This window comes from Bradyrhizobium sp. 141, from assembly GCF_023074055.1.
Taxonomy (GTDB): domain Bacteria; phylum Pseudomonadota; class Alphaproteobacteria; order Rhizobiales; family Xanthobacteraceae; genus Bradyrhizobium.
Genome location: NZ_JADPKR010000053.1, coordinates 22450 through 47068, shown reverse-complemented (window position 1 = coordinate 47068; position 24619 = coordinate 22450). Strand labels below are relative to the sequence as shown.

The window sequence follows — 24619 nt, the reverse complement described above, 5'->3', positions numbered from 1 at the left end:
GCCGGGAGGTTAACATGAGATTAATCTGGATTGCCATAGCTGCCGCAGCCGCGATGCTGGCGGGGCCCGCGTTGGGCCAGCAATGGCCGGCACGCAACGTCAAGCTGATCGTGCCTTATCCCGCCGGCGGCAATGTCGACAGCGCCGCGCGCATCGTCGCCGACAAGCTGCAGGAAAAGCTCGGCCAGCCCTTCATCATCGAGAACAAGGCCGGCGCCGGCGGCATGATCGCGGGCGAGGCCTTCGCGAAATCGGCGCCCGACGGCTACACGCTGTTCGTCGGCGCCAACGGCCCGGTGCTGTTCGCGACCGAGATCAACAAGCGCGACGCCTACAACTGGAAGAAGGACTTCCTGCCGATCTCGACGATCTCGATGACGCCGCTGGTACTCGAGGTCCATCCGTCGGTGCAGGCGACGACGCTCAAGGAGTTTATCGATCTCGCCAAGCGCGAGCCCGGCAAGCTGACCATGGCCTCGCCCGGTCCCGGCACCACCAACCATCTGCTCAGCGAGCTGATGCAATCCAGCCTCGAGGTGCAATGGGTCACCGCGCATTACCGCGGCAATGCGCCTGCGATCAACGATCTGCTCGGCGGCCAGGTGCAGTTCGCGTTCGACCAGCTCACCGTCAGCCTCCAGCACATCAAGGCCGGCCTGTTCCGTGCGCTGGCGGTCACCAGCCCGCACCGCCTGAAGTCGCTCCCCGACGTGCCGACCTTCGCTGAACTCGGCTACAAGGATTTCGACGGCCAGACCTTCACCGGCCTGTTCGCGCCCGCGGGCACGCCGGCGCCGATCGTGGAGAAGCTGCACGAGACGCTCGTCGCGATCCTGAAGGACCCCAGCGTGGTCGACAAATTCGAAAAACTCGGCGGCGAAGCCACGCCGATGACGCCGGACGAATTCAAGGCCTATCTCGAGCGCGAGGACGCCAAGTGGATTCCGGTCGTGCGCAAGGCCAACATCACGGCGAATTGAGCCATGCGGATCGATCCCACCGAGCTCGGCGCCGAGCGCATCTACCGCCTGATGACCGGCATCGTGGTGCCGCGTCCGATCGCCTGGGTGACCAGCCTGTCGCGCAGCGGCGTGCTCAACCTCGCCCCGTTCAGCGCCTTCACCTTCGTCTCGCAGAAGCCGCCGATGCTCGCCATCAGCGTCGGCCGCAAGGGCCCCGATTACAAGGACACCGCGCACAACATCCTCGATACCGAGGAATATGTGATCCACATCGCCGATACGCCGCTGATGTCGGCGGTGCACGATTCATCGGTCGAGCATCCGCCTGAAATCAGCGAGGTCGAACATCTCGGGCTCGAAACGCTGCCCTGCGAGCTCATCAAGGTGCGCCGGCTGGCGGCAGCGCCGGTCGCGATGGAATGCCGCTTCCGGCAGTGCCTCGAATTCGGCGAGGCCAGGAGCCGGCTCATCGTCGGCGAGGTCGTGATGTTCCACATCCGCGACGGCCTCGTGAATGACGGCAAGGTCGAGACCGCCGCGCTCGACCCGATCGCCCGCATCGGCGGTCCCCGTTACGCCCGGCTCGGCGAGATCGTGACGCTCAAGACCGTGTTCCAGACCCCGAAATCGAAAGACTGAGCGCCGCCGCCCGCCGCGCTGCCCGAACACCATTGGAGAACACCATGCGCCTCGTAAGCTATCTCGTGGATGGAGAGCCGCGCTACGGCGCGGCCGTCGAAGGCGGTGTGATCGATCTGACCAGGCGGATCGGCCGCGACTTCTCCGACGTGCGCGCCCTGATCGCGGCCAACGCGCTCGCCGATGCGCAGGAGGCGACGGCCGGCGCCAAGCCCGACTACGCGCTGGACGAACTCGTCCTGCTTCCGCCGGTGCTGGCGCCGGAAAAGCTCTGGTGCATCGGCGTCAACTATGCCGAGCGCAACGCCGAATACAAAGACGATTCAGACCTGCCCAAATATCCGAGCCTGTTCGTGCGCAGCATGTCGTCCATGACCGGTTCCGGCCAGCCGCTGGAGAAGCCGAAGGTTTCGGAACAGCTCGACTACGAGGGCGAGCTCGTCATCGTGATCGGGCAGGGCGGCCGTCACATCCCGCGAGAGAAGGCCTGGTCGCACATCTTTGGCATGACGCTGTGCAACGAGGGCACGATCCGCGACTGGCTGCCTCACGGCAAGTTCAACGTCACCCAAGGCAAGAACTTCGACCGCTCCGGCAGCATCGGCCCGTGGATCGTCACGGCCGACGAGCTCGACCCGCGCGGACCTCATGACATCACCACGCGAGTCAACGGCGAGGTACGGCAGCAGGACACGACCGAGCGGCTGATGTTCCCGTTCGATTTCATCATCTCCTATCTCTCCACCTTTGCCACGCTGAAGCCCGGCGACATGATCGTGACGGGCACGCCAACCGGCGCGGGCGCACGCTTCAATCCGCCGCGCTGGCTGAAAGTCGGCGACGTCGTCGAGGTCGAATCGAGCCGCATCGGCGTGCTGCGCAACACCGTGGCCGCGGAGAGCTAGATCATGCTGGATGCCGCCACGATCGAACGTCTTGCCGCGCGGCTGGATGAGGCCGAGCGCACCAAATCGCTGATCCCGATGTTCACGAAAGAGTATCCGGATTTCAGCATCGAGGATGCCTATGCGGTCCAGCGCGCCTGGACAAAGCTTCAGCTCGGTCGCGGCCGCATCATCAAGGGCCACAAGATCGGCTTGACCTCGAAGGCGATGCAGAACGCGGTCGGCATCTCCGAGCCCGATTACGGCGTGCTGTTCGCCGACATGTTCTATGCCGACGCGACGCCGATTCCATTCGACCGCTTCCACGCGCCGCGCATCGAGGTCGAGCTCGCCTTCGTGCTGAAGGCACCGCTGCGCGGTCCTGATTGCACCATCTTCGACGTGCTCAACGCCACCGATTACGTGACGCCGGCGCTCGAGATCCTGGAGACGCGGATGCATCGCATCGATCCGGAAACCGGCAAGACCCGCAAGGTCATGGACACCATCTCGGACAACGCGGCGAATGCCGCGCTGGTGCTCGGCGGCCGGCCGTTCCGCCCCTTGGATGCGGATCTGCGCTGGATCGGTGCGCTCTTGTTTCGCAACGGCGAAGTCGAGGAAACCGGCCTTGCAGCCGGCGTGCTCAATCACCCCGCCAACGGCATCGCCTGGCTCGCCAACCGCCTCGCGCCGCATGACGAGCATCTCAAGGCCGGCGAGGTCGTGCTGGCGGGATCGTTCACGCGCCCGGTCGACATCCGCCGCGGCGACACTTTTCATGCCGACTACGGCGCGTTCGGCTCGGTGTCGTGCCAGTTCGTCTGAACCAATAACAAACAGGGAGCGCATCATGAGTGGTCACACGCGCCGCAAGAGCATCCATATCGGCGGCTTCAAGCACGTCAATCCGATTCCGAACGCCTGCCGCATCGGCAATCTCGTGATGTCGGGCGTCATCCTCGGCCGCGATCCCACGACCAACGCCATGCCGGAGAGTCTCGACGCCCAATGCGCCAACATGTTCGCGCATATGAAGGCGACGGTGGAGGCCGCCGGCGGCAGCACCGACGACATCATCAAGATGACGGTGTGGCTGAAGGACCGCAACGACCGCGGGCCCGTCAATGTCGAGTGGCTCAAAATGTTTCCGGACGAGCATTCGCGCCCGGCGCGCCACGCGCTGCCGATGGACAACATGGACGGCGGCGCGCTGGTGCAGTGCGACTTCACCGCCGTGATCGACTGAAGGAGTTCCAGCGCATGCCGACCTATCTGCCGTTCGATCCCAATCCGCGCCGCCCAAGCAAGGCGCCGCCGCCGAAGACCGTCGACAGCCAGTTTCACGTGCTGGGTCCGATCGACAAATATCCGGAGCGTCCCGGTGCTGCCTATCGCATGCCGAGTGCGACCTGGGAAGCGGCGCTGCGCATGCACAAGGCGCTCGGCATCGAGCGCGGCATCATCGTGCAGACCACGACCTATGGCGCCGACCACGCCGTCGTGCTCGACGGCCTCGCCGCGATGGGCCCGAACTATCGCGGTTGCGCCAACGCGCTGGTGTTCGCGGAGGCAAGCGATTCTTATCTCGCCACGCTGCACGATGCCGGCGTGCGCGGCGCGCGCTTCAGCTTCCGCCAGGAGCTCGGTGCCGTGCTGTCCGATGCCGATTTCGCCCGCGCCATCGCCCGCATCCGCGAGCTCGGCTGGTACGTCAAGATCCAGCCCGAGAAGGACGGCATCATGTCGAGCGTCGCCAAGTACGAAAATCTCGACGTGCCCGTGCTGATCGACCACATGGCGCGTCCCGATCCCGAAGCCGGCAAGGCCGATCCGAATCTGCGCAAGATGCTCGAGCTGCTCGCCAAGGGTAATTTCTGGGTGATGCTGTCGCTCGGCGAGAAGACCTCGAAGGCCGGCGCGCCCTACGACGACGTCATCCCGATCGCGCGTGCCTATATCGAGGCAGCCCCCGACCGCTGCGTCTGGGCCAGCGACTGGCCGCATCCGGTCTCGGTCAAGCAGCCGCCCAACGATGCCGACCTGTTGGAGCTGATGTATCGCTACGCGCCGGACCAGGCGGAGCTGGAAAAGATTTTGGTGCACAATCCGGCCAAGCTGTTCGGGTTTGCGGATTAGAGTCTGGGCGCACGCCACGCGCGCAGTGCGCTCCCTCTCCCGCTTGCGGGAGAGGGCGGGGGTGAGGGCTCTTTCCTCTAGGGGATTGCCCCATTGCGGAGGCACCCTCTCCCCAGCCCTCCCGCGCAAGCGGGGGAGGGGGCGCACCGCCGTCGGTGCGAACGCTCACACCACCGCCTGCTTCCCCACCCTGTCCCGCACCTCGGCCGCGATCTCGAATGAGCGCAGCCGCGCGGAATGGTCGTAGATCTGCCCCGTGGTCATCAGCTCGTCCGCGCCGGTCTCGGCGATCAGTGCCTTCAATTTCTCTTCCACCATTTCGGGCGAGCCGACCGCGGAGCAGGACAGCGACTGGTCGACCATGGCCTTCTCCGCCGGCGACCATAGCGCGTCCATGTCGTCCACCGGCGGCGGCAGCGGGCCTGGCGTGCCGCGGCGCAGATTGATGAATTGCTGCTGCAGCGAGGAGAACATGCGCTGCGCCTCCGCCTCGCTATCGGCGGCGAACACGTTGACGCCGATCATCGCATAGGGCTTGTCGAGCTGCGCTGATGGCTCGAAGCGCGCGCGATATTCGCGCAGCGCCGGCATCATCATCTGCGGCGCGAAATGCGAGGCGAACGCGAACGGCAGCCCGAGCATCGCGGCAAGCTGCGCGCCAAAGGTGCTGGATCCCAGGATCCACAGCGGCACCTTCGTCCCCATGCCGGGCACGGCGCGGATCGCCTGGTTCGGTTTGATATCGCCGAGCAGCGCCTGCAACTCCAGCACGTCATGCGGAAAATTCTCGGAACTGGTCGCGAGATCGCGCCGCAGCGCCCGTGCGGTGAACTGATCGGTGCCCGGCGCCCGCCCGAGCCCGAGATCGATCCGCCCGGGATAGAGCGATTCCAGCGTGCCGAACTGCTCGGCGATGACCAGCGGCGAATGGTTCGGCAGCATGATCCCGCCCGAGCCGACGCGGATCGTCCTGGTCCCGCCCGCGATGTGCCCGATCACCACCGATGTCGCCGCGCTGGCGATCCCCGTCATGTTGTGATGCTCGGCCAGCCAGAACCGCTTGTAGCCCCAGGTCTCCGCATGCTGCGCCAGATCGAGCGAGTTGCGAAACGCCTGCGCGGCGTCGCCGCCTTGGCAGATGGGCGCGAGGTCGAGCACGGAGAAGGGGATCATGGGGGGACCTGAAGGGGAGGATGACGCGTGTCTGTAGCGTCACATGTAGTGTCGGGACGAAGCCGTTGCCGCCACGGTTTGACCTGCGGCGCTATCGTTCACAACACTGTTATTGCGGCCTATGGCGCCCTTCGTCGCAACTGGGCGTTTTGCGCCTGTTGTTGTAGCTTGCGCAGCCATTGCACGGCAGTCCCGTGTCCCGGACGCGGTGCGGCGTGAAACGCTGCGCCGCAGGGCCGGGACCCATACCGCCATGTGGGCCCCCGGCTCAGCGACGCACCACTACGTGCTGCGTCGCGTCCGGGGCAAGCGAATTCATCGCACGGCGCGCATCTCGCCGCTCGCCAGGAGGAACCGACATGACCACGGTCCTATTCAACCGCCGAAGCCTGCTCGCGGGCGGCTCCGTCCTCGCAACCGGCGTCTTGGTATCAGGCGTTTCCGGATTGCTTTTGCCAGCCCGTGCGGCAGGCCTCGCGCCGACCGAAACGATGTCGGGCGGGGCGAACAATTATCGCAAGGGCGCGGCGACCGTGGACCGGATCGGCAAGGGCGGCTTCTGGATGAGCGGCACCGTCCGCCGCGCCGGCGACGGCGCGCCGCTTGTCGGGCAGCGCATCCAGATCTGGGCGCACACGGTCGAAGGGCAGGAGCACGAGCCGCAGAGTCACGGCGCCACGCTCACCGACAAGGACGGCAAGTTCCGGCTGGAGATGCCGCAGATCATTCCGATCTTTGGCCAGCCGCATGGCCATCTCGCCTATGACAGCGGTGAGTTCAAGACCGTCTTCCTGCGGCCGGTGATGCGGAGCGCAAAGGAAACCAGCCTCGAGGCGCACTTCGTCCTGCAGCCGGCCTGACCGGGCCAGCGAATGGCGGGGTGGAGATCGGCGCGGGTGATCCTGATCTGGGTCGCCCTTGCTTTGGCCGTCGGCGTGCCGATCGCGCTGGCTGCGACAAGCGAGCAGCTCGCATGGCGCGGTCCGGTCTACATCCTCGCCGGCTTCGCCGGGATCATTGCCCTCGGCCTCGTGCTGGTTCAGCCTCTGCTGGTCGGCGGTTATCTGCCGGGACTGTCGGCCTATCGCGGCCGACGTGCCCATCATTGGATCGGCCGCGCGCTTGCGCTTGCGGTCGTGATCCACGTCGCCGGCCTCTGGATCACCAGTCCGCCCGATATGATCGACGCGCTGACCTACGCATCGCCGACGCCGTTCTCCCCCTTCGGCGTGACCGCGATGTGGGCCATCTTCATTGTTGCAATTCTCGCCGCGTTGCGCCGGCGATTGGGACTGCGCCTCCGAACCTGGCGCATCGTCCATATTCCCCTCGCAATCGTCATCGTCGCAGGCAGCGTCGCCCATTGCCTGCTGATCGAGGGGACGATGGAGACGATCTCGAAGGTCGCGCTTTGTGCGCTGGTCCTCGCGGCGAGCATCAAGGTCATGGTTGATCTGCAGGTGTGGCGAAAGCGAAGGACGCTGCGCGGGGAAAGCCCGTAGCCCGGATGGAGCGACTTGTCCGCCGTAGCTCCAAAGAGCGAAGGCGGAAGCGAAATCCGGGGTAACTGCATCCGTGGTTGACAGCCCCGGATTACGCTTGCGCTCCATCCGGGCTACTCAGCTTGCCGCAAATAGCGACGGGGCGTATTCTCGCCCGATGATTGTGACTGCCCCCGATCTGAAAGCGTTCCTGCTCGCGACGCCGTTCTTCGGCGGCCTTTCGGACCCGGGCCTCGATCTGCTGATGTCGATGCTGGTCGAGCGCCGCTTCGATTGCAACGCGACCGTCGTGGCGGAGGGCGAGCCGGGACGCTCGATGTTCATCGTCAAATCCGGCCGGCTGGCGGTGAGCAAGCGGGCGAATGCAGGCAGCGCCATCCCCATTTCCCGTCTGGAGCCCGGGGACTTCTTCGGTGAAATGACGCTGATCGAAATGCAAAACCGCTCTGCGACGGTGGTCGCGGAGGCACCGACGGTGCTGTACGAGCTGACGGCCCAAAATCTCTACGCCTGCTACAAGGCCGACATCCACGCCTATGTGGTCGTCCTGCAGAACATCAACCGCGAACTGTGCCGGCGCTTGCGCCGGGCAGACAATCGGTTCACGAGGCAGCAGCTGGGTGACGACAATTGATGGTGCGCAGGCGGGTAGAGCGGTCGCGAAACCATCATGTCTCGCCACTGAGCAAGGCCTCGACGGGTCTTGGAAGTCACGACTTATCGTGCGCGTACTTCTCCAAGACCAGCCGATTATATTCATCTCTTACGGCTCTTCGTGAAACTTGCCCTTTTCGGTCTTTGGCAATTTTCAGAAGGTCGGGATCGGTCGGTACCCTCCGCCTAAATCTCGCAAAGAGTCGGGTCGGAGGCGCCGACGTCCTTCCAAACAGCCGGTCAAGCCATTCCATCATGTCCTCCCGGACAGACCGCGAATTACGACACTATCACCATGAATCTAGTGGTCAAAAGGACAGTGTGACGCATCTTTTCGAAGGGGCGCCATCAAAGCCGACATCGATTGCAACGATTTGACACGTCGGGCAACACACCTGCCTCCCGCCAAAACCCGTCAACCCCTCCTAGCAAAAATATTCTACTTTACCGAAATTCGGAATTGCGGCATATTCCTGCCATCCCGGCCCAAGGAGAGGGGCGATCGTACGTCGCAACGAACGTGGGCCGGGGTGCGGTGGACGCGGCTGCGTCGGGCACGGGAAGGCGGGACCAGGGCGGATGAACCTCGTGAGGTCCTTCTCCGTGCGACGAACGATGTTGCTGCGTACGGCAAAACCATGTCGTCCTGGCTGTCGTTGCTACAGCCAAGCTCTCGCGAAGATGCATCGGCCGACCGGACGCGGTGCATCGGTTTTCGCGAGGTGACGGAGGCCAGAAGGAACTCGGCTCCGGGGAGAGCAGGCATAAGCCGTCAACCCATCGCGCAGGGAAGGCCGGGTGTTTTCCGGCCCACCTGTTGTCCGCCTGCGCATTTGCGTGTGCAAATCTTTCGCGCAGCGGGTCATGGGTGCCAGCCGGCACCCGGTCTTCCCTGCGCCCTCTTCAAAGAAGAGGGTCAAGGAAACGAGCAAAACTCGGGCGTTTCAAGCCGCGAGAACGCGGCTTCATGTGTGGACGCAGACCGAGCGTTCTCGCCTCGCCGGTGCCGCCTGTATCAGCGACGGGCGGCGATCGCCGTCAGCTCCAGCCTGACGCTAGGTCCGAGATCCGCAACGCCGATGGCGGCACGCGCCGGCAGATGGTCCGCGGTGAAATAGCGCTTCCACACTTGGTTGAACGCCGCCTTGTCGGCGAGATCAGCCATAAAGATGGTCACCTGCAGAACGCAGGAGAGATCGGAGCCGGCCCCATCAAGCAGGGTCTTCAACTGTCGAAGCACATCGTCGGCCTGGCCTGCCATGTCGAGCCCCGCATCTTCAGGGACGATGCCGCCGAGATAGAGCACGCCGTTATGCTCGACGATCTCGTGGAGCAGTCCTTCATAGGGCAGGGAACGTTTGATCACGATGGCATCCGTGGAAGTTGCGGACTCGCTGGCCGGGGGGCAAGACTTGTTTCAACAAGGCTTGTTTCAATAGGGCTCGCTTCAGGAGGGGAAGCTGGTGCTGCCAGACAGGATTGAACTGTCGACCTCTCCATTACCAATGGAGTGCTCTACCACTGAGCTACGGCAGCATGTGCTGGTGAAGAATCGGGCGCCCGAGGGGCCTACCAAGCGGGCCGATATCTGCCACAAGCCCCCCTCCTGTGCAAGCTTGCTCGGCCCGTCAAAACGAGAAAATCGGGCCGATATCGAGGCCAAATTGGCTATTTTGGCTCGAAACGGCCGGCTTTCCGTCGATTCGGGTCCGATATCCCCACCCAACTGGCCAGTTGCCTGAAAGCTTGCGCTGGATCCATTTCGCGTTTCGCACGATCGGATCGCGCGGGCCTCTTGAGCTGCCGTATTCCTCGGGCATGGTATCGCCGATCGCTGCGATGGACACGTGATGGCCGACGAGACCGACAAGAGCGCGAAGCAGAATCAGGGCCGGGCGTCCCGGGACGACCGGCTGAAATCGGCGCTGCGCGAAAATTTGAAGCGGCGGAAGGTGCAGGCGCGCGAACGCGCCGCAAGCACTGAGCCCTCGCAGAATGACGATGATTCCCTAGATGAGGGGACTGCCGGGAAAGCCGGCGGCTAGAATTTTGGAATGAGCGAGAGTGACGATGGCGCAGGACGAGGTGCAACGAACCGGCAGGGAGGCGCAGTTGGCGCAGTTCTCGCGTCCCGAGCAGACTTTTCCGGTGCTGATGCCTGCCGAGATCGAGCGCCTCCGCCATTTCGGCGAGCTCAGGCAATATAAAGACGGCGAACTCCTGTTCGAGACCGGCAAGCGGGGGCCGGGCATGTTCGTGGTGCTGTCGGGTCATGTCGCGATCACCCAGCGCGACGGGCTCGGCCACGTCACGCCCGTGATCGACCAGGGGCCCGGGCAATTCTTGGCCGAACTCGGCCAGCTCTCGGGACGGCCGGCGCTGGTCGACGGACGTGCCGAAGGCGAGGTCGAGGTGCTGCTGGTTCCGCCGGACCGGTTGCGCGCGCTGCTGGTGGCCGAAGCCGATCTCGGCGAGCGCATCATGCGCGCACTCATCCTGCGCCGGGTCAGCCTGATCCAGGCCGGCATCGGCGGCCCCGTGCTGATCGGGCCGTCGAACTCCGCCGGCGTGGTGCGCCTGCAAGGCTTTCTCACCCGCAACGGCCAGCCGCATCATCTGCTCGACCCCGACAGCGAGCATGACGCCGCCGAGATCATCGCGCGCTATTCGCCGAAGCCGGAGGATTGGCCGCTCGTCGTCACCGCCGACGGCACCGTGCTGCGCAATCCCAGCGAAACCGCGCTCGGCCGCGCCATCGGCATGATCGGCGGGGCCAAGGACAACCGCATCTACGACGTCGCGATCGTCGGCTGCGGACCGGCGGGGCTTGCGACGGCGGTCTACGCGGCCTCCGAAGGCCTGTCGGTCGCGGTCGTCGACACCCGTGCCTTCGGCGGCCAGGCCGGCGCCAGCGCGCGCATCGAGAATTATCTGGGCTTTCCGACCGGCATCTCCGGTCAGGCGCTCGCTGGCCGTGCCTTCACCCAGGCGCAGAAATTCGGCGCCGACATCATGATTCCGATGTCGGTCAAATCGCTCGATTGCTCGCGCGCCAGCGGCACCTTCGCGCTGGCGCTGGATTGCGGCGACACCTTGCGCTCGCGCGCGGTGGTGGTCGCGAGCGGCGCGCGCTATCGCCGGCCGGAGATCGACAAGCTCGACAAATTCGAAGGCCGCGGCGTCTGGTACTGGGCTTCGCCGGTCGAGGCGCGGCTCTGCGCCGGCGAGGAGGTGGCTCTGGTCGGCGCCGGCAATTCGGCCGGGCAGGCGGCCGTGTTCCTGTCGGGGCACGCCAAACGCGTGCTGATGATCATCCGCGGCGGCGGCCTGGGGGCCAGCATGTCGCGCTATCTCATCGAGCGCATCGAAGCGACGCCGAACATCGAACTGCTGTTCAACACCGAGATCACGGCGCTCGAGGGTGACGAGGCCTCGCTGCTGCGGCGCATCCGCTGGAAGAGCCGGCTGTCGAGCGACGAAGACTCCGCCGACATCCGCAATCTGTTTCTGTTCGTCGGCGCCGATCCCGCCACCTCCTGGCTCGACGGCTGCGGTGTCACGCTCGATCGCGGCGGCTTCGTCGTAACAGGCGCGCAGTCCGAGCAGAACCAGGGCCGGTTGGTGGCGCCGCTGGAGACCTCCGTGCCCGGCGTCTATGCCGTCGGCGACGTCCGCTCCGGTTCGGTCAAGCGCGTCGGCGGCGCCATCGGCGAGGGCGCCCAGGTCGTGGCCTCCCTGCACGGCTATCTCGGCGACGCCGCAAAACCGGCGCTTTAGAGCACGATCCGGAAAAGTGTGAAGCAGTTTTCCGCAAGATCGCGCTCACCAATAAGTCAAGCAGAAGACAAGCGGGTGGCAAGACGAATCCGGCTTGCCATTGCGCCGCGTCATGCGTGACTATCTCCCCTCATCCTGAGGAGCGCGCCCAAGCGCGCGTCTCGAAGGATGAAGGCCCGGATGCATCTGGGCCTTTCGTGGTTCGCGCGGCGATGCGCAAGCATCGTCCGCAAGCGTGCTTCGCACGCTCCTCACCATGAGGATCTACAAACAAAATATCTAACGGGAGGACTAAATGGCTGAAATCGTCGTGCTCTACAAGACACCCAAGGATGCTGCCGCCTTCGACAAGTACTATGCCGAGACGCACATTCCGCTCGCCAAGAAGCTTCCCGGCCTGAAGAAATACGCCATCAGCAAGGGGCCGGTCGCATCTCCCGCCGGGCCTTCCGGAATCCATCTCGTCGCCATCCTCACCTTCGATAGCGTGGCCGCCATCCAGGCGGCATTCGGCAGCGAGGAAGGCAAGGCGACCGGCGCCGACGTGCCGAAATTCGCCAGCGGCGGCGCCGACCTGCTGATCTTCGACACCAAGGAAGTGTGAGGAATCGATTCAACTTTCGTCGAAGGCGACGAACCACCAACTGCTGTCGCTTGTGACAGCGATGCAAAAAATTCAGCCATGCGTTTGTCGATTTGCACGATGACGCATGGCTGCGCGCATGCATGCGACGACAACGCATGTGGCAATTCCATGAGCACCGTAATACTACTCTCCCCATCTCAACGCGGAGAGTAGGAGAGATGTCATGGTCCTTGGCTTGAGCCTGCCCGCCCTTACTCTGATCCATGTCGTCATCAGCCTGATCGCGATCGCCGCCGGCCTCGTCGTGATGTTCGGTCTGCTCGGCTCGAAGTCGATGCCGGCCCTCACCGCGATCTTCCTGGCTTTCACGATCCTCACCAGCGCCACCGGCTTCCTGTTTCCGTTCGAGAAGCTGCTGCCCTCGCACATCATCGGCATCATCTCGCTGGTCCTGCTCGCGATCGCCTGCGTCGCGCTGTACGGCATGAAGCTCACCGGCGTCTGGCGTCCGGTCTACATCGTGACCGCGATGATCTCGCTCTATTTCAACGTCTTCGTGCTGGTGATCCAGTCGTTCCTCAAGGTGCCGGCGCTGGCCGCGCTCGCGCCGGCCGTGGCGCCCGCGCCACCGTCGGGTCCCGTGTTCGCGGTGGTGCAGGGCATCGTGCTGGTGTTCTTCGTCGTGATCACCATCGGCGCCTGGCGGCGCTTCAGGCCGATGGCGTTTGCCTGATCACACGATTCTCAACGTTCCCAGTTGATGCGCGCATCGCATTCGGACCTCGCGCACCTATCTGCGCATCATCGGCGCGTGCTTGATCACGCGTAGCGCAACTGATTTTCACTGAAAGAGAGCAGTCCATGCCCACCATTACCAGCAAAGACGGCGTCGAGATCTTCTACAAGGACTGGGGAAGCGGTCGGCCGATCGTGTTCAGCCATGGCTGGCCGCTGTCGTCCGACGACTGGGACGCGCAGATGATTTTCTTCGTCAACAACGGCTACCGCGTCATCGCCCATGACCGCCGCGGTCATGGCCGCTCGTCGCAGGTCGCCGACGGTCACGACATGGATCACTATGCCGACGACCTCGCGGCCGTCACGGCGCATCTCGACCTCAAGAACGCCATCCATGTCGGCCATTCCACCGGCGGCGGCGAGGTCGTGCATTACATCGCGCGCCACGGCGAGAGCCGGGTGGCGAAAGCCGCGATCCTCTCCGCGGTGCCGCCGCTGATGGTGCAGACCGCGGCCAATCCCGGCGGCCTGCCGAAGAGCGTGTTCGACGATCTCCAGAAGCAACTCGCCGCCAGTCGCACGCAATTCTATCGCGACCTCCCCGCCGGCCCGTTCTATGGCTACAACCGTCCCGGCGCAAAGCCGTCGGAAGCGGTGATCCAGAACTGGTGGCGCCAGGGCATGATGGGCGGCGCCAAGGCGCATTACGACGGCATCGTCGCCTTCTCGCAGACCGACTTCACCCAAGACCTCAAGAAGATCAACGTGCCCGTGCTGGTGATGCACGGTGACGACGACCAGATCGTGCCTTACGCCGATTCCGCCCCGCTCTCGGCCAAGCTGCTCAAGAAGGGCATTTTGAAAACCTACAAGGGCTTTCCGCACGGCATGCCGACCACGCACGCCGAAATCATCAACGCGGATCTCCTGGCGTTTTTCAGGGAGTAAGGCGTAACTTGCGTACCAATACGCGACGCTCTCTTCCCCTCTCCCACAAAGGGGAGAAGGGAAGAACTCTCACTTCAAGATCGCTCTGATCGCATCGAAGGTGCGCTTGACGAAAGCTTCCGGCTTCTCCCGCGCGCCTTCGCCGATCCAGCTCTCGCCGCCGACGCGCATCGCGCCGGTGGCGATCATGGCGACGAGCCGCGCCTTCAGCTGGTCCGATTTGGTTCTGGCGCGCCGGGCAAGCCCGTCGGCCAGCGCGCGTTCGAGCTTCTCGTATTTGAGCTGGTCACGGGCCCGAAGCGCGGGATTGTCGCGCTTGAGCCGCGACATCGCCGCGGCTTCCGCCGGATCGATCCGCTTGACCGTTGCTGCGATCGCATTCTCCGCGGCCGTCAGCATGGGTTCATCCGCAGGTCGGGCAACGATCTCGGCGACCAACGCGCTTGCTGCGCCTTCCTGCCAGGCGGCGACCACGTCCTCCTTGGACGCGAAATAATGGAAGAAGCTGCGGCGCGACACGTCCGCCATTGCTGCGATGTCGTCGATGGTCGTGGCTTCGAAACCGCGCTCCAGGAACAGCGTCATCGCCGCCCGGGTCAGCCGCGCGCGGGTCTCCTGCTGCTTGCGCTGGCGCAGGCCGGTGCCTTCAGGGGAATTTCCGCCCGCAGGCAATGACTTGACGCGTTTCCGGACGACCTTTGAAGGCTTCAAATCGGTTCGCCTCTTGCAAACTTGCACTCAGTGCACATTTAGACCGGTCGCGGGCCTCATTCCAGCCCCGAAGGGAGACATGGCATGACCGACTGGACCACGGCAGACATCCCCTCTCTCGCCGGCAAGACGGCCGTCGTGACCGGAGCGACGGGCGGCCTCGGTTATGAGACGGCGATGGCGCTGGCGGGCGCCGGTGCCATTGTCATACTCACCGGACGCAGCGACGCAAAGGGCCTGCGGGCGATCGAAGGCATTTGCGAGCGGTTTCCCAACGCGCTGATCGCCTACGAGCATCTCGATCTCGCAAGCCTCGCTTCCGTCGCCGATTTCGCCAGGCGCTTTGCCGCCGGCAACGAGCAGCTCGACCTCCTCGTCAACAATGCCGGCGTGATGGCGCTGCCGAAACGACAGCAGACCGAAGATGGTTTCGAGATGCAGCTCGGCACCAACTATCTCGGTCACTACGCCCTGACGGCGCACCTGTTGCCGCAGCTTCGCCGCGCGAAAGCCACTCGTGTCGTCAATCTCTCGAGCCTTGCGCACCGCTCCGGCGCGATTAATTTCGACGATCTGCAAGGCAAGCATTGCTATCGCGCGTGGCGCGCCTACTGCCAGTCCAAGCTGGCGATGCTGATGTTTTCGCTCGAATTGCAGCGCCGTAGCGACGCAGCCGGCTGGGGCCTGATGAGCCTTGCGGCGCATCCCGGCTTTGCGCGCACCGATCTCATCGCGAACGGCCCGGGCGCCAACACGCTCCAGTGGCGGGTCGGCCGGCTATTCCAGCCGCTGTTCAGCCAGTCCGCTGCCGAGGGCGCACTGCCAACGCTGTTCGCCGCGACTTCGTCCACAGCGGAGCCCGGCGGGTATTACGGTCCGAACGGATTCTACGAAATGAAGGGGGCGCCCGCGGTGGCGAAGATCATGCCGCACGCGAAGGATTTCGCTGCGGCGGCCATGCTGTGGGATGCCTCGGCGACATTGACTGGTGTATCCTTCGACGAGATCGCGGCCGCCGCATGAGCCGCGACGCTGTTGGGGACGTCCCGATGCAAATCATCATCTTCGGCGCGACCGGCATGGTCGGGCAGGGCGTTTTGCGCGAATGCCTGATCGATCCCGGCATCGACCGTGTGCTCGTGGTCGGCCGCAGCCCGACCGGCGTGCGCAGCGCCAAGCTCGTCGAGATCATCCACGACAATTTTCTGGACTATTCGGCGATCGAAACGCAGCTGACCGGCTTCGATGCCTGCTTTTTCTGCCTCGGCGTCTCCTCGATCGGCATGAGCGAGGAGCGCTATCGGCATCTCACCTATGACCTCACGCTCGCGGCAGCGACGACGCTGGCACGCCTCAACCCGCAGATGACCTTCACCTACGTCACCGGGGCCGGCACTGATTCCACCGAGCAGGGTTCGCGGATGTGGGCGCGGATCAAGGGCAAGACCGAGAACGATCTGCTCAAGCTGCCGTTCAGGGCCGCCTATATGTTCCGGCCCGGCGCGATCCAGCCCCTGCACGGCGCCCGTTCCAAGACCGCCTGGGTGCAGGCGGTCTATACCGCAACCTGGCCCCTCTGGTCGGTGCTGCGCCGGCTCTCGCCGCGGCTCGTCACCTCCACCGAGCAGATCGGCCGCGCCATGATCCACGTCGCCCGGGAGGGGTATCCGCGCAAGGTGCTGGAGATGGAGGATATCAATAGCCTCTGACCCGCCGACCCGGTAGTTTGGACGGAAATTTCGGGGCCCGCGCGCGTTGAGCCCGGTCCACTCCGAAGGAGAAGCGTCGGCGATGCCGCCCCAGCTCAAACTGATCGCACTCGACGCCGACGATCTCGCCGTGATCTCGACCCATGTCCAGGACGCGCGTGTGCAGGCCTCCGACATCCTCTGGCGACAAAGCGAGAAGCGGCTTGTGGTCGGGATGAGCCGGCTGGATTGGGAGCAGACGCTGGAGGGCGAGGCCGAGCCGCGTCGGCTGGTCGCCGCGCTCCGCTTCGACCGCGTGCTCGCCTGCAAGTCGCGCAACATCGACCTCGCTGCTCCCGACAAGGTCCTGGACCTCGTCGGCATTGAATTTCACCCGAGGGACGGGCGCGACGAGGAGCCCGCCGGCAGCGCACTGCTTTTGTTCACCGAGGGTGGCGCCATCCGGCTCGACGTCGAATGCCTGGAATGCGAGCTGACTGACCTCGGGGCGGACGCACTGGGAACGGGGCTGGAGATCGAGGGGGAGGTGTGAGGTTGCCTGTATACCAGCCGCACCGCCTCGCTCCCGCGCCAGAACGGCGCCTTGCGAGGGTTGACGCCGCTTCCCCGCCGCGCCATTGAGCAGGGGACCTGGTGCGCCAATCCGCCCCAAAGACCAGCCAGAAGCCAAGCCAGACATGCCCGTTCGCCTCGACCGCAGCAGCGCCGATTTTGACCAGCGATTCGCGGCCTTCCTCGCCGCCAAACGCGAGGTCTCGGCCGACGTCGAGGCCGCCGCGCGCGCGATCGTCGACGACGTCGCCAGACGGGGCGACGCGGCCCTTCTCGAGGCCACGGCAAAGTTCGACCGGCTGACGCTGGATGCATCCAACCTTCGCGTCACCGCAGCCGAGATCGAAGCCGCGACAAAGGCCTGCGATGCCGCCACGCTGGACGCGCTCAAGCTCGCGCGCGACCGCATCGAGACCTATCACCGCCGCCAGCTGCCGACGGACGAACGCTTCACCGACCCGCTCGGCGTCGAACTCGGCTGGCGCTACACCGCGATCGAATCCGCCGGCCTCTACGTGCCCGGCGGCACCGCGGCCTATCCGTCCTCGGTGCTGATGAACGCAGTGCCCGCAAAAGTCGCCGGCGTCTCGCGCCTCGTGATGGTGGTGCCCTCGCCCGATGGCAAGCTCAATCCGCTGGTGCTGGCGGCCGCGCATCTCGGCGGCGTCAGCGAGATTTACCGCGTCGGCGGCGCGCAGGCCGTGGCGGCGTTGGCGCACGGCACCGCGACCATCGCGCCGGTGGCAAAGATCGTCGGCCCCGGCAACGCCTATGTCGCCGCCGCCAAGCGGTTGGTGTTCGGCAAGGTCGGCATCGACATGATCGCCGGCCCGTCTGAAGTGCTCGTGATTGCCGACGACACCGGTAATGCCGACTGGATCGCCGCCGATCTCCTGGCGCAGGCCGAGCACGATGCCAGCGCGCAGTCGATCCTGATCACTGACTCGGCACGGCTTGCCGCCGACGTCGAAAAGGCGGTGGAGGCGCAGCTGAAGACACTGCCGCGCGCCGCGATCGCGGGCGCGTCGTGGGCCGATTTCGGCGCCGTCATCATGGTGAAGAACCTCGACGCCGCCATCCCGCTCGCGGACGCCATCGCCGCCGAGCATCTCGAGATCATGACTGGCGATCCCGACGCGCTAGCCGCCAGGATCCGCAACGCCGGCGCGGTGTTCCTCGGGCCCCATACGCCGGAGGCGATCGGCGATTATGTCGGCGGCTCCAACCACGTGCTGCCGACGGCGCGCTCGGCGCGATTCTCCTCAGGGCTTTCGGTGCACGACTTCATGAAGCGCACTTCCATCCTGAAATGCGGCCCGGATCAGCTGCGTGCGCTGGGGCCGGCCGCGATGACGCTCGGCAAGGCGGAGGGGCTCGATGCCCATTCGCGTTCGATTGGATTGCGCCTCAATCTGTCATGACAAAGCCGCCCGAACAGGACGACTCGACCAATCGCATCGTCGGCGTCACGCTCGACGAAGAATCGATCGGCCGTTCCGGGCCGGATATCGAGCACGAGCGCGCGATCGCGATCTACGACCTGATCGAGCAGAATTTGTTCGCGCCCGATGGCGCCGACGGGAAGGGCCCGTTCACGCTGCATATCGGCATCACCGGCAACCGGCTGATGTTCGACATCCGCCGCGAGGACGGTACGCCCGTCGTCGCGCATCTGTTGTCGCTGACGCCGTTCCGGCGGATCGTGAAGGATTATTTCATGATCTGCGACAGCTACTACCAGGCGATCCGCACCGCGACCCCCGACAAGATCGAGGCCATCGACATGGGCCGCCGCGGCATCCATGACGAGGGATCGCGCACGCTGCAGGAGCGGCTGAAGGGCAAGGTGCGGGTCGATTTCGAGACCTCGCGTCGGCTGTTCACGCTCATAACCGTCCTTCACTGGAAGGGCTAAGCGCGATGGCGGCGCCGCCACGCGCACGCGATCCGCAATCGGTGCTGTTCGCCTGTGCGATGAACAGCGTGCGCTCGCCGATGGCCGAGAGCCTGTTACAGCACATGTTTCCGCAGGGTCTCTACGTGAAGTCGGCCGGCGCGAGGCGCGGCGAGCTCGATCCGTTTGCGGTGTCTGTGATGGCCGAGCTCGGCCAGGACATCTCCGCCCACAAGCCGCAGACCTTCGAGGAGCTGGAGGATTGGGAGGGGCTGAATTTCGACCTCATCATCACGCTCTCGCCCGAGGCGCACCACAAGGCGCTGGAGCTGACGCGAACACTCGCGGCCGACGTCGAATACTGGCCGACGCAGGATCCCACCACCATCGAAGGCAGCCGCGACCAGAAGCTTGCCGCATACCGCGACGTCTGCGACCAGCTGCTGCTGCGCATCCGCCGGCGCTTCGCCAAGGTAGGCGCGGCGAGCGGGTAGTCTCGTGCCCCGGACGCAGCGCAGCGCCCTTCGCAGTGCGCTGCAGAGCCGGGGCCCATCTCACCGCAGGCGCAAGCCCATGGGTCCCAGCTCAGCGTCGCAGCATTTCATGCCGCGCCGCGTCCGGGACACGAAGCCTCCCGTAACACCGGCGTCACAGACTGAGAGCACAGCCATGTCGGAAACCTCGAATCACCAAACCTGGGGTTCCCGGGTTGTGAAACCGGCCCCCTTCCGATAGGTTCCGCGCGCAATTCACCCCCGCTTCATCCCCCAAATCACCTGATGCTTGGCCGCCCCAAATTCGTACTTGCCTCCGGTTCGCCGCGGCGCCTGTCGCTGCTCAACCAGGCCGGCATCGAGCCGGACGCGCTCCGGCCGGCCGACGTCGACGAGACGCCGAGGCGGGGCGAGCTGCCGCGCGCCTGCGCCAATCGCCTGGCCCGGGCCAAGGCCGATGCGGCGCTGAAATCGGTGCAGCTCGACGACGAGCTGCGCGGCGCCTTCATCCTCGCAGCCGACACCGTGGTGGCGGTCGGCCGCCGCATTCTGCCCAAGGCCAATCTGGTGGACGAGGCCGCGCAGTGCCTGCGCCTGCTGTCGGGCCGCAACCACCGCGTCTATACCGCGATCTGCCTGGTCACGCCGCGTGAGGCCTTCCGCCAGCGCCTGGTCGAGACCCGCGTCCGCTTCAAGCGCCTCTCGGAAGACGACATCCAGGCCTATATCGGCTCCGGCGAATGGCGCGGCAAAGCCGGCGGCTACGCCGTGCAGGGCATCGCCGGCTCCTTCGTGGTCAAGATGGTGGGGTCCTACACCAACGTGGTCGGCCTGCCGCTCTATGAGACCACCACGCTGCTTGGCGGCGAGGGTTTTCCGATCCGCTTCGGCTGGCTCAACGCCACCACCGCGGTGTGAGCCGACAAGCCGCGGCCCCAACAAAAATCGCGAAACAACCCCATGCAAAGTAAAATGGCCTGACCGGGCGCATGCGCTGTCGCCCAAGGAACCTGTTTGCCGACAGGCTCTTGAACAGTTTCACCCCGTGCAAGCCGCCGACATCATGGACGACCAGGTCAAAAATCCCGCCAGCCCGCTCAAAACCTGCCCGATCTGCGGCAAGCCGCAGTCCGAGGCCACCCGTCCGTTCTGCTCCTCGCGCTGCCGCGACGTCGACCTGAACCGCTGGCTGAAGGGCTCCTATGTCATCCCCGGCCACGCCGACGACGCGGACGATGTCGAATAATTAAATAAGATCAATAGCTTATTTGGATGGCAAGCGCGTCGCGCGCCAGCCGCGGCAAACCCGTCCCACCTTGTGCACAGCCGGACCCCGCCCGGCGAAGCCTCTTGGCGAAGCCGGGTGGACACGCCGCCCCGAGCCCACTATAAACCGCCCGCTCGATGGGCCTTGGGTCCTTCGCTCAGCACGCCCAGGTAGCTCAGTTGGTAGAGCATGCGACTGAAAATCGCAGTGTCGGTGGTTCGATTCCGCCCCTGGGCACCATTCCGTGTGACACGCGCCCGGTGCTCGCCGCTTTGCCTCAACTTCCGTACAGATAGTTCGGCAGCCACAGCGTCATGCCGGGCCAAAGATACATGATCACCATGCAGAGGATCACGATCAGCATGTAGGGCATCATGCCCGAAAAGATCTGGTTCAGCGTGACATGCTTCGGTGCGACGCCTTTGAGGTAGAACGCGGACATCGCCACGGGCGGCGACAGGAACGCCGCCTGCAGGTTCACGAACACCAGCACGCCCCACAGCACCGGGTCGATGCCGAAATGCTTCAGCATCGGCAGGAAGATCGGCACGAAGATGATGATGATCTCGGTCCATTCCAGCGGCCAGCCGAGGATGAAGATGATCGCCTGCGACAGGATCATGAACTGCACCGGCGACATGTTGAGCGAGAGCACCCAGCTTTCCAGCAGCGCCTGACCGCCGAGGATGGCGAACACCGCCGAGAACAGCGCGGAGCCGACGAACAGCCAGCACACCATCGCGGTCGTCTTCGCGGTCAGGAACACCGCTTCCTTGGTGCGCTTCCAGTCGAGCGTGCGGGCGTGGAAGGCAAGGATGAAGGCGCCGGCGGCGCCGACGCCGGCGGATTCGGTTGCCGTCGTGATGCCGAACAGGATCACGCCCAGCACCACGACGGTGAGAATACCCAGCGGCATCACCGACGAAGTCAGGAGTTTCAGCACTTCGAAGCGCTCGCCGTCCATGCGCAAGTAAGAGCGCACGGTCCATGCCGCCAAAACGGCGGCCGATATCGCGAACCAGATATAGAACTGGGTGTCCGGTCCCTTTTCGGCCGGCGACAGCTCCTTCGTCTCGACCGCGCTGCCGAGCTGCTGCAGGCCTTCGACGGCCTCGCTCGCCGCGCCGGCCTGCTGGTGGATCACGACATACCACCAGACCGTGCCGAGCATGATGACGGTCAGCAGCAACGGCACCAGCGAAATGAGGAAGTGCTTCATGATCGCGCCATAGCCCATCGGCTTGCCGTCGATCTCGAGCGTCATGGCCCTTGTGGGCGACAACAGCGCCTTGAACAGGCCGACGAACAGATTCGGCGAATACAGTGTCGCGAACCTCTTGATCCATTCAGGCAGCGGGACGCGGGTCTGTTCCTCCGGCAGCGGCGGGGCGATCTTCGGGTTAATCATCGCCCAGCCGATGACATAGACGAGATAGAGGAACGCCAGGAAGAAGCCCGGGAACATCGCCGCCGCGTAAAGCTTGACCACGGACTGGCCGGCGACCGCGGCATAGACGATGATCATCACCGAAGGCGGGATCAGGATGCCGAGCGTGCCGCCCGCGGTGATGACGCCGGAGGCGAGTTTCACGTCATAGCCGGCGCGCAGCATCGGGTTGAAGGCGATCACGCCCATCAGCACCACCACCGCACCGACGAGCCCGGAGGCGATGCCCCAGAACGTGCAGACGATCAGGGTCGCAACGGCGAGCGAGGCAGGCAGGCGGCGGAAGGCGAGCTGGATCGAATAGAACATCTTGTCGACCAGCGCGCCGCGCTCCATCACGTAGCCCATCAGCACGAACAACGGGATGGAAATCAGCACGTCATTGGTCATCGCACCGTAGGTGCGTTGGACCATCAGCTCGAAAACCCTGTTGTGCGTCCAGCTCTGCGACGGGTCGTAGAAGGCGATGAAGCCAAAGAACATGCCGAGGCCCATCAGCGTGAAGGCCGTGGCAAAGCCCATCATGATGACGACGACGATGAGCGTCAGCATCAACAGGCCAAGTGCCGGGTCGCTCATGTGTTCAGGTCCCCACCCATACCACGCTGCCGCGCCATTTCATCGATGCGCGCCGCGCCCTCGATGGCGAGCTTACGCGATTCCTCGTCCACGAATTCAGAGTGTGCGAGCTGTTCCTCGATGACGTCGGTCTCGGCGACGTCGGCAAGCCGGCTCGGCCATTCGCCGGTCTTCAGGCACGCGATGCAGCGGATCATCTCGCCGATCCCCTGAAGCATGACCAGCGCGCCCGCGATCGGAATGACGGTCTTGAAGTGGTAGACCGGCGGGCCATCCGCCGTGACGTTGGAATGCTCGTTGATGTGCCAGGAATCGGCGGCGTAGAAATAGCCTGCATAGATCAGCGCAGCGATGCCCGGAATGAAGAAGACGAAGTAGAGAATGAGGTCGAGCGCGGCCTGCGTTCGCGGCCGCATCGAGGAATACAGGAAGTCGCCGCGGACATGGGCGTTCTGCGCCAGCGTATAGGCGCCGGCCAGCATGAACAGCGACCCGTACAGCATGTTCTCGGCGTCGAAGATCCATGCCGTCGGCATGTTCACGGCGTAGCGTTTGAAAACCTCGATACAGACGACGCTCATCAGGACGATCATCAGCCAGGCGGTCGCCTTGCCGACCCAGGTCGAGATGCCGTCGATCGTGTGCAGTAAACTCTGGACGCTCATGTGATGCGGCCGCCTCGGTGAAAAGAGGATAGCTGAACATAGCACAAGGCACCGCCCAGGTGATGATCCGGACGGTGCCTTGCCGGTATTATTTCGCCGCTAGAGCTTCTTGGCCGCCGCGTTGGGCCCGAAATAGTGGTCGTAGGCCATGCGGCGGTTCACCACCGTATCCTGCTCCCACTGCGTCGCGCGCTTGGCGAATTCGATCTGCGACTGCACGATCTCCTTGAACAGGGGATTCTCCGCCGCTTTCTTCTTCACCACGCTATCATAGATCTCGAGCTGCTGCTTCAGGATGGCGTCGGGAGTCTTGTAGAACTTGACGTTGTCCTTGGTCTGCAGCTCCACATAGTCCTTGGAGTAGCGGTCGATCGCCTTCCAGGACATGTCCGCCGAAGCCGCGTCCACCGCGTTGGCGATGATCGCCTTTATCTTGTCCGGCAGCGCGTTGTACTTGTCCTTGTTGAACGTGATCTCGAACTGCTCGGCATTCTGGTGATAGCTCTGCAGCATGCAGACCTTGGAGACATCGGGGAAGCCAAGCACGCGGTCGGAGGTGGCATTATTGAACTCCGCCGCGTCCAAGAGGCCGCGGTCCATGGCAGCTACGATTTCGCCGCCGGGCAGCGCGTTCACGGCCGCGCCCATTCCCGAATACACGTCGATGGAGATTCCGACAGTGCGGAATTTCAAACCCTTGACATCCTCGGGCTTGGTGACCGGCTTCTTGAACCAGCCGAACGGCTGCGTCGGCATCGGCCCGTAAGGGAACGAGACCACGTTGGCGCCGATCGATTCATAGAGTTTTGCGAGCAGCTCCTTGCCGCCGCCGTAGCGGTGCCAGGCCAGCAGCATGTTGGCGTCCATCGCAAAGCCCGGACCCGATCCCCACAAAGCGAGCGCCGTCTGCTTGCCGTAGTGATAGACGAGCACGCCGTGGCCGCCGTCGAGCACGCCCTTGGATACCGCGTCGAGCAGGCCGAAGGCAGGCACCACGGCGCCGGCGGGAAGCACCTCGATCTTGAGGTCGCCACCGGTCATGTCGTTGACCTTCTTGGCGTAGTCGAGGGCGTATTCGTGGAAAATGTCCTTGGATGGCCAGGTGCTCTGCCAGCGCATGCTGATCGGTCCCTGCGCACTGACGATGGCCGGCGCGGCGACCGTGGCGGCGGCGCCAGCGGCAGCAACTTTCAGGAAGCGGCGTCGACTGGACGTGCCTCCTTTACCTGGTTTGGTCATGGCTTCCTCCCTCTGGTGTGGCGATCCATTGCGGATCACCCTGTTTTATGAGGAGAAGAC

At 64.5% G+C, this 24619-nt stretch carries 29 protein-coding genes and 2 tRNA genes; 23 read left to right on the top strand and 8 right to left on the bottom strand.

What is annotated here, in order from left to right:
• Window positions 1-14 precede the first annotated feature (14 nt).
• From IVA81_RS14705 to IVA81_RS14680, 6 genes are read left to right on the top strand one after another with little or no spacing between them, the layout of a single operon-like run.
• Window positions 15-980 carry a tripartite tricarboxylate transporter substrate binding protein gene (locus tag IVA81_RS14705; protein ID WP_247319126.1) on the top strand — a complete coding sequence of 322 codons (966 nt, stop codon included), beginning with the start codon at window positions 15-17 and terminating at the stop codon, window positions 978-980.
• 3 nt (window positions 981-983) lie between these two features.
• On the top strand, window positions 984-1601 hold the full coding sequence (locus tag IVA81_RS14700) for a flavin reductase family protein (RefSeq protein WP_247319124.1): 618 nt from the start codon (window positions 984-986) through the stop codon (window positions 1599-1601).
• A 44-nt stretch (window positions 1602-1645) separates the two neighbouring features.
• Window positions 1646-2506 carry a fumarylacetoacetate hydrolase family protein gene (locus tag IVA81_RS14695; RefSeq protein ID WP_247319122.1) on the top strand — a complete coding sequence of 287 codons (861 nt, stop codon included), beginning with the start codon at window positions 1646-1648 and terminating at the stop codon, window positions 2504-2506.
• A gap of 3 nt (window positions 2507-2509) precedes the next feature.
• A complete protein-coding gene (gene hpaH, locus IVA81_RS14690) occupies window positions 2510-3313 on the top strand; it encodes a 2-oxo-hept-4-ene-1,7-dioate hydratase (protein WP_247319120.1) in 804 nt (267 codons plus the stop codon).
• 25 nt (window positions 3314-3338) lie between these two features.
• Window positions 3339-3734, top strand: coding sequence for a RidA family protein (locus IVA81_RS14685; RefSeq protein WP_247319118.1), 396 nt, complete (start codon window positions 3339-3341; stop codon window positions 3732-3734).
• Between the two features lie 14 nt (window positions 3735-3748).
• Entirely contained in the window at window positions 3749-4624 is an 876-nt protein-coding gene (locus IVA81_RS14680; RefSeq protein ID WP_247319116.1) for an amidohydrolase family protein, read from the top strand.
• A gap of 165 nt (window positions 4625-4789) precedes the next feature.
• Here the strand turns inward: IVA81_RS14680 and IVA81_RS14675 are convergent, their stop codons facing one another.
• Complete coding sequence (locus IVA81_RS14675) at window positions 4790-5797, bottom strand: LLM class flavin-dependent oxidoreductase (RefSeq protein WP_247319114.1); 1008 nt, start codon at window positions 5795-5797, stop codon at window positions 4790-4792.
• Between the two features lie 359 nt (window positions 5798-6156).
• Between IVA81_RS14675 and IVA81_RS14670 the strand changes: the two genes are divergently transcribed.
• From IVA81_RS14670 to IVA81_RS14660, 3 genes are all read left to right on the top strand, one after another.
• Window positions 6157-6657 carry a Twin-arginine translocation pathway signal gene (locus IVA81_RS14670; protein WP_247319112.1) on the top strand — a complete coding sequence of 167 codons (501 nt, stop codon included), beginning with the start codon at window positions 6157-6159 and terminating at the stop codon, window positions 6655-6657.
• 12 nt (window positions 6658-6669) lie between these two features.
• On the top strand, window positions 6670-7299 hold the full coding sequence (locus IVA81_RS14665) for a ferric reductase-like transmembrane domain-containing protein (protein WP_247319109.1): 630 nt from the start codon (window positions 6670-6672) through the stop codon (window positions 7297-7299).
• A gap of 157 nt (window positions 7300-7456) precedes the next feature.
• A complete protein-coding gene (locus IVA81_RS14660) occupies window positions 7457-7933 on the top strand; it encodes a cyclic nucleotide-binding domain-containing protein (RefSeq protein ID WP_247319591.1) in 477 nt (158 codons plus the stop codon).
• A gap of 1035 nt (window positions 7934-8968) precedes the next feature.
• Here the strand turns inward: IVA81_RS14660 and IVA81_RS14655 are convergent.
• The 3 genes from IVA81_RS14655 to IVA81_RS14645 all read right to left on the bottom strand — a co-directional run bounded on the left by IVA81_RS14655 (window position 8969) and on the right by IVA81_RS14645 (window position 9800).
• Window positions 8969-9319 carry a RidA family protein gene (locus IVA81_RS14655; protein WP_247319106.1) on the bottom strand — a complete coding sequence of 117 codons (351 nt, stop codon included), beginning with the start codon at window positions 9317-9319 and terminating at the stop codon, window positions 8969-8971.
• 95 nt (window positions 9320-9414) lie between these two features.
• Window positions 9415-9489 (bottom strand) — tRNA-Thr (locus tag IVA81_RS14650).
• 92 nt (window positions 9490-9581) lie between these two features.
• A complete protein-coding gene (locus IVA81_RS14645; protein ID WP_247319103.1) occupies window positions 9582-9800 on the bottom strand; it encodes a hypothetical protein in 219 nt (72 codons plus the stop codon).
• A 3-nt stretch (window positions 9801-9803) separates the two neighbouring features.
• Between IVA81_RS14645 and IVA81_RS14640 the strand changes: the two genes are divergently transcribed.
• The 5 genes from IVA81_RS14640 to IVA81_RS14620 all read left to right on the top strand — a co-directional run bounded on the left by IVA81_RS14640 (window position 9804) and on the right by IVA81_RS14620 (window position 14002).
• The gene (locus IVA81_RS14640; RefSeq protein ID WP_247319101.1) at window positions 9804-9998 is read left to right on the top strand and encodes a hypothetical protein; all 195 of its coding nucleotides are present in this window, start codon (window positions 9804-9806) and stop codon (window positions 9996-9998) included.
• A gap of 25 nt (window positions 9999-10023) precedes the next feature.
• Window positions 10024-11730 (top strand): FAD-dependent oxidoreductase, encoded by a 1707-nt coding sequence (locus IVA81_RS14635; protein ID WP_247319084.1) that lies wholly within the window; start codon window positions 10024-10026, stop codon window positions 11728-11730.
• Between the two features lie 295 nt (window positions 11731-12025).
• The gene (locus IVA81_RS14630; protein WP_247319074.1) at window positions 12026-12334 is read left to right on the top strand and encodes an EthD family reductase; all 309 of its coding nucleotides are present in this window, start codon (window positions 12026-12028) and stop codon (window positions 12332-12334) included.
• A gap of 205 nt (window positions 12335-12539) precedes the next feature.
• Window positions 12540-13049 (top strand): hypothetical protein, encoded by a 510-nt coding sequence (locus IVA81_RS14625; RefSeq protein WP_247319072.1) that lies wholly within the window; start codon window positions 12540-12542, stop codon window positions 13047-13049.
• A gap of 128 nt (window positions 13050-13177) precedes the next feature.
• Entirely contained in the window at window positions 13178-14002 is an 825-nt protein-coding gene (locus tag IVA81_RS14620; protein WP_247319069.1) for an alpha/beta hydrolase, read from the top strand.
• 69 nt (window positions 14003-14071) lie between these two features.
• On the opposite strand, the gene IVA81_RS14615 is transcribed toward IVA81_RS14620, so the two are convergent.
• Window positions 14072-14713, bottom strand: coding sequence for a TetR/AcrR family transcriptional regulator (locus IVA81_RS14615; RefSeq protein WP_247319065.1), 642 nt, complete (start codon window positions 14711-14713; stop codon window positions 14072-14074).
• An 84-nt stretch (window positions 14714-14797) separates the two neighbouring features.
• Here IVA81_RS14615 and IVA81_RS14610 point away from each other — a divergent pair, with 84 nt between their 5' ends.
• From IVA81_RS14610 to IVA81_RS14570, 9 genes are all read left to right on the top strand, one after another.
• A complete protein-coding gene (locus tag IVA81_RS14610) occupies window positions 14798-15736 on the top strand; it encodes an SDR family oxidoreductase (protein ID WP_247319062.1) in 939 nt (312 codons plus the stop codon).
• A 26-nt stretch (window positions 15737-15762) separates the two neighbouring features.
• Window positions 15763-16422: an epimerase gene (locus tag IVA81_RS14605; protein WP_247319059.1), complete on the top strand. Its 660-nt coding sequence runs from the start codon at window positions 15763-15765 to the stop codon at window positions 16420-16422.
• 82 nt (window positions 16423-16504) lie between these two features.
• Complete coding sequence (locus tag IVA81_RS14600; protein WP_247319056.1) at window positions 16505-16954, top strand: DUF2948 family protein; 450 nt, start codon at window positions 16505-16507, stop codon at window positions 16952-16954.
• A gap of 145 nt (window positions 16955-17099) precedes the next feature.
• A complete protein-coding gene (gene hisD, locus IVA81_RS14595; protein WP_247319054.1) occupies window positions 17100-18395 on the top strand; it encodes a histidinol dehydrogenase in 1296 nt (431 codons plus the stop codon).
• Window positions 18392-18889, top strand: coding sequence for a UPF0262 family protein (locus tag IVA81_RS14590; RefSeq protein WP_247319050.1), 498 nt, complete (start codon window positions 18392-18394; stop codon window positions 18887-18889). Before hisD ends, IVA81_RS14590 begins: the two co-directional genes overlap by 4 nt.
• 5 nt (window positions 18890-18894) lie before the next feature.
• Entirely contained in the window at window positions 18895-19362 is a 468-nt protein-coding gene (locus tag IVA81_RS14585) for a low molecular weight phosphatase family protein (protein WP_247319048.1), read from the top strand.
• A 285-nt stretch (window positions 19363-19647) separates the two neighbouring features.
• On the top strand, window positions 19648-20280 hold the full coding sequence (locus IVA81_RS14580; protein WP_247319046.1) for a Maf-like protein: 633 nt from the start codon (window positions 19648-19650) through the stop codon (window positions 20278-20280).
• 145 nt (window positions 20281-20425) lie between these two features.
• On the top strand, window positions 20426-20608 hold the full coding sequence (gene yacG, locus IVA81_RS14575; protein ID WP_247319589.1) for a DNA gyrase inhibitor YacG: 183 nt from the start codon (window positions 20426-20428) through the stop codon (window positions 20606-20608).
• 185 nt (window positions 20609-20793) lie between these two features.
• Window positions 20794-20869, top strand: a tRNA-Phe gene (locus tag IVA81_RS14570).
• 37 nt (window positions 20870-20906) lie between these two features.
• On the opposite strand, the gene IVA81_RS14565 is transcribed toward IVA81_RS14570, so the two are convergent.
• From IVA81_RS14565 to IVA81_RS14555, 3 genes are all read right to left on the bottom strand, one after another.
• Window positions 20907-22655: a TRAP transporter large permease subunit gene (locus IVA81_RS14565; RefSeq protein ID WP_247319045.1), complete on the bottom strand. Its 1749-nt coding sequence runs from the start codon at window positions 22653-22655 to the stop codon at window positions 20907-20909.
• Entirely contained in the window at window positions 22652-23320 is a 669-nt protein-coding gene (locus tag IVA81_RS14560) for a TRAP transporter small permease subunit (protein WP_247319043.1), read from the bottom strand. Before IVA81_RS14560 ends, IVA81_RS14565 begins: the two co-directional genes overlap by 4 nt.
• Window positions 23321-23419: 99 nt before the next feature.
• Entirely contained in the window at window positions 23420-24559 is a 1140-nt protein-coding gene (locus IVA81_RS14555; RefSeq protein WP_247319041.1) for a TRAP transporter substrate-binding protein, read from the bottom strand.
• Window positions 24560-24619: the final 60 nt, after the last annotated feature.

Coding starts and splice junctions, on each gene's coding strand:
- IVA81_RS14670 (WP_247319112.1), top strand. CDS start 6,157: ATGACCACGGTCCTATTCAACCGCCGAAGCCTGCTCGCGGGCGGCTCC.
- IVA81_RS14660 (WP_247319591.1), top strand. CDS start 7,457: ATGATTGTGACTGCCCCCGATCTGAAAGCGTTCCTGCTCGCGACGCCG.
- IVA81_RS14560 (WP_247319043.1), bottom strand. CDS start 23,320: ATGAGCGTCCAGAGTTTACTGCACACGATCGACGGCATCTCGACCTGG.
- IVA81_RS14630 (WP_247319074.1), top strand. CDS start 12,026: ATGGCTGAAATCGTCGTGCTCTACAAGACACCCAAGGATGCTGCCGCC.
- IVA81_RS14600 (WP_247319056.1), top strand. CDS start 16,505: ATGCCGCCCCAGCTCAAACTGATCGCACTCGACGCCGACGATCTCGCC.
- IVA81_RS14675 (WP_247319114.1), bottom strand. CDS start 5,797: ATGATCCCCTTCTCCGTGCTCGACCTCGCGCCCATCTGCCAAGGCGGC.
- IVA81_RS14705 (WP_247319126.1), top strand. CDS start 15: ATGAGATTAATCTGGATTGCCATAGCTGCCGCAGCCGCGATGCTGGCG.
- yacG (WP_247319589.1), top strand. CDS start 20,426: ATGGACGACCAGGTCAAAAATCCCGCCAGCCCGCTCAAAACCTGCCCG.
- IVA81_RS14620 (WP_247319069.1), top strand. CDS start 13,178: ATGCCCACCATTACCAGCAAAGACGGCGTCGAGATCTTCTACAAGGAC.
- IVA81_RS14565 (WP_247319045.1), bottom strand. CDS start 22,655: ATGAGCGACCCGGCACTTGGCCTGTTGATGCTGACGCTCATCGTCGTC.
- IVA81_RS14580 (WP_247319046.1), top strand. CDS start 19,648: ATGCTTGGCCGCCCCAAATTCGTACTTGCCTCCGGTTCGCCGCGGCGC.
- IVA81_RS14585 (WP_247319048.1), top strand. CDS start 18,895: ATGGCGGCGCCGCCACGCGCACGCGATCCGCAATCGGTGCTGTTCGCC.
- IVA81_RS14605 (WP_247319059.1), top strand. CDS start 15,763: ATGCAAATCATCATCTTCGGCGCGACCGGCATGGTCGGGCAGGGCGTT.
- hisD (WP_247319054.1), top strand. CDS start 17,100: ATGCCCGTTCGCCTCGACCGCAGCAGCGCCGATTTTGACCAGCGATTC.
- IVA81_RS14625 (WP_247319072.1), top strand. CDS start 12,540: ATGGTCCTTGGCTTGAGCCTGCCCGCCCTTACTCTGATCCATGTCGTC.
- IVA81_RS14590 (WP_247319050.1), top strand. CDS start 18,392: ATGACAAAGCCGCCCGAACAGGACGACTCGACCAATCGCATCGTCGGC.
- hpaH (WP_247319120.1), top strand. CDS start 2,510: ATGCTGGATGCCGCCACGATCGAACGTCTTGCCGCGCGGCTGGATGAG.
- IVA81_RS14610 (WP_247319062.1), top strand. CDS start 14,798: ATGACCGACTGGACCACGGCAGACATCCCCTCTCTCGCCGGCAAGACG.
- IVA81_RS14635 (WP_247319084.1), top strand. CDS start 10,024: ATGGCGCAGGACGAGGTGCAACGAACCGGCAGGGAGGCGCAGTTGGCG.
- IVA81_RS14665 (WP_247319109.1), top strand. CDS start 6,670: ATGGCGGGGTGGAGATCGGCGCGGGTGATCCTGATCTGGGTCGCCCTT.
- IVA81_RS14680 (WP_247319116.1), top strand. CDS start 3,749: ATGCCGACCTATCTGCCGTTCGATCCCAATCCGCGCCGCCCAAGCAAG.
- IVA81_RS14640 (WP_247319101.1), top strand. CDS start 9,804: ATGGCCGACGAGACCGACAAGAGCGCGAAGCAGAATCAGGGCCGGGCG.
- IVA81_RS14685 (WP_247319118.1), top strand. CDS start 3,339: ATGAGTGGTCACACGCGCCGCAAGAGCATCCATATCGGCGGCTTCAAG.
- IVA81_RS14700 (WP_247319124.1), top strand. CDS start 984: ATGCGGATCGATCCCACCGAGCTCGGCGCCGAGCGCATCTACCGCCTG.
- IVA81_RS14555 (WP_247319041.1), bottom strand. CDS start 24,559: ATGACCAAACCAGGTAAAGGAGGCACGTCCAGTCGACGCCGCTTCCTG.
- IVA81_RS14695 (WP_247319122.1), top strand. CDS start 1,646: ATGCGCCTCGTAAGCTATCTCGTGGATGGAGAGCCGCGCTACGGCGCG.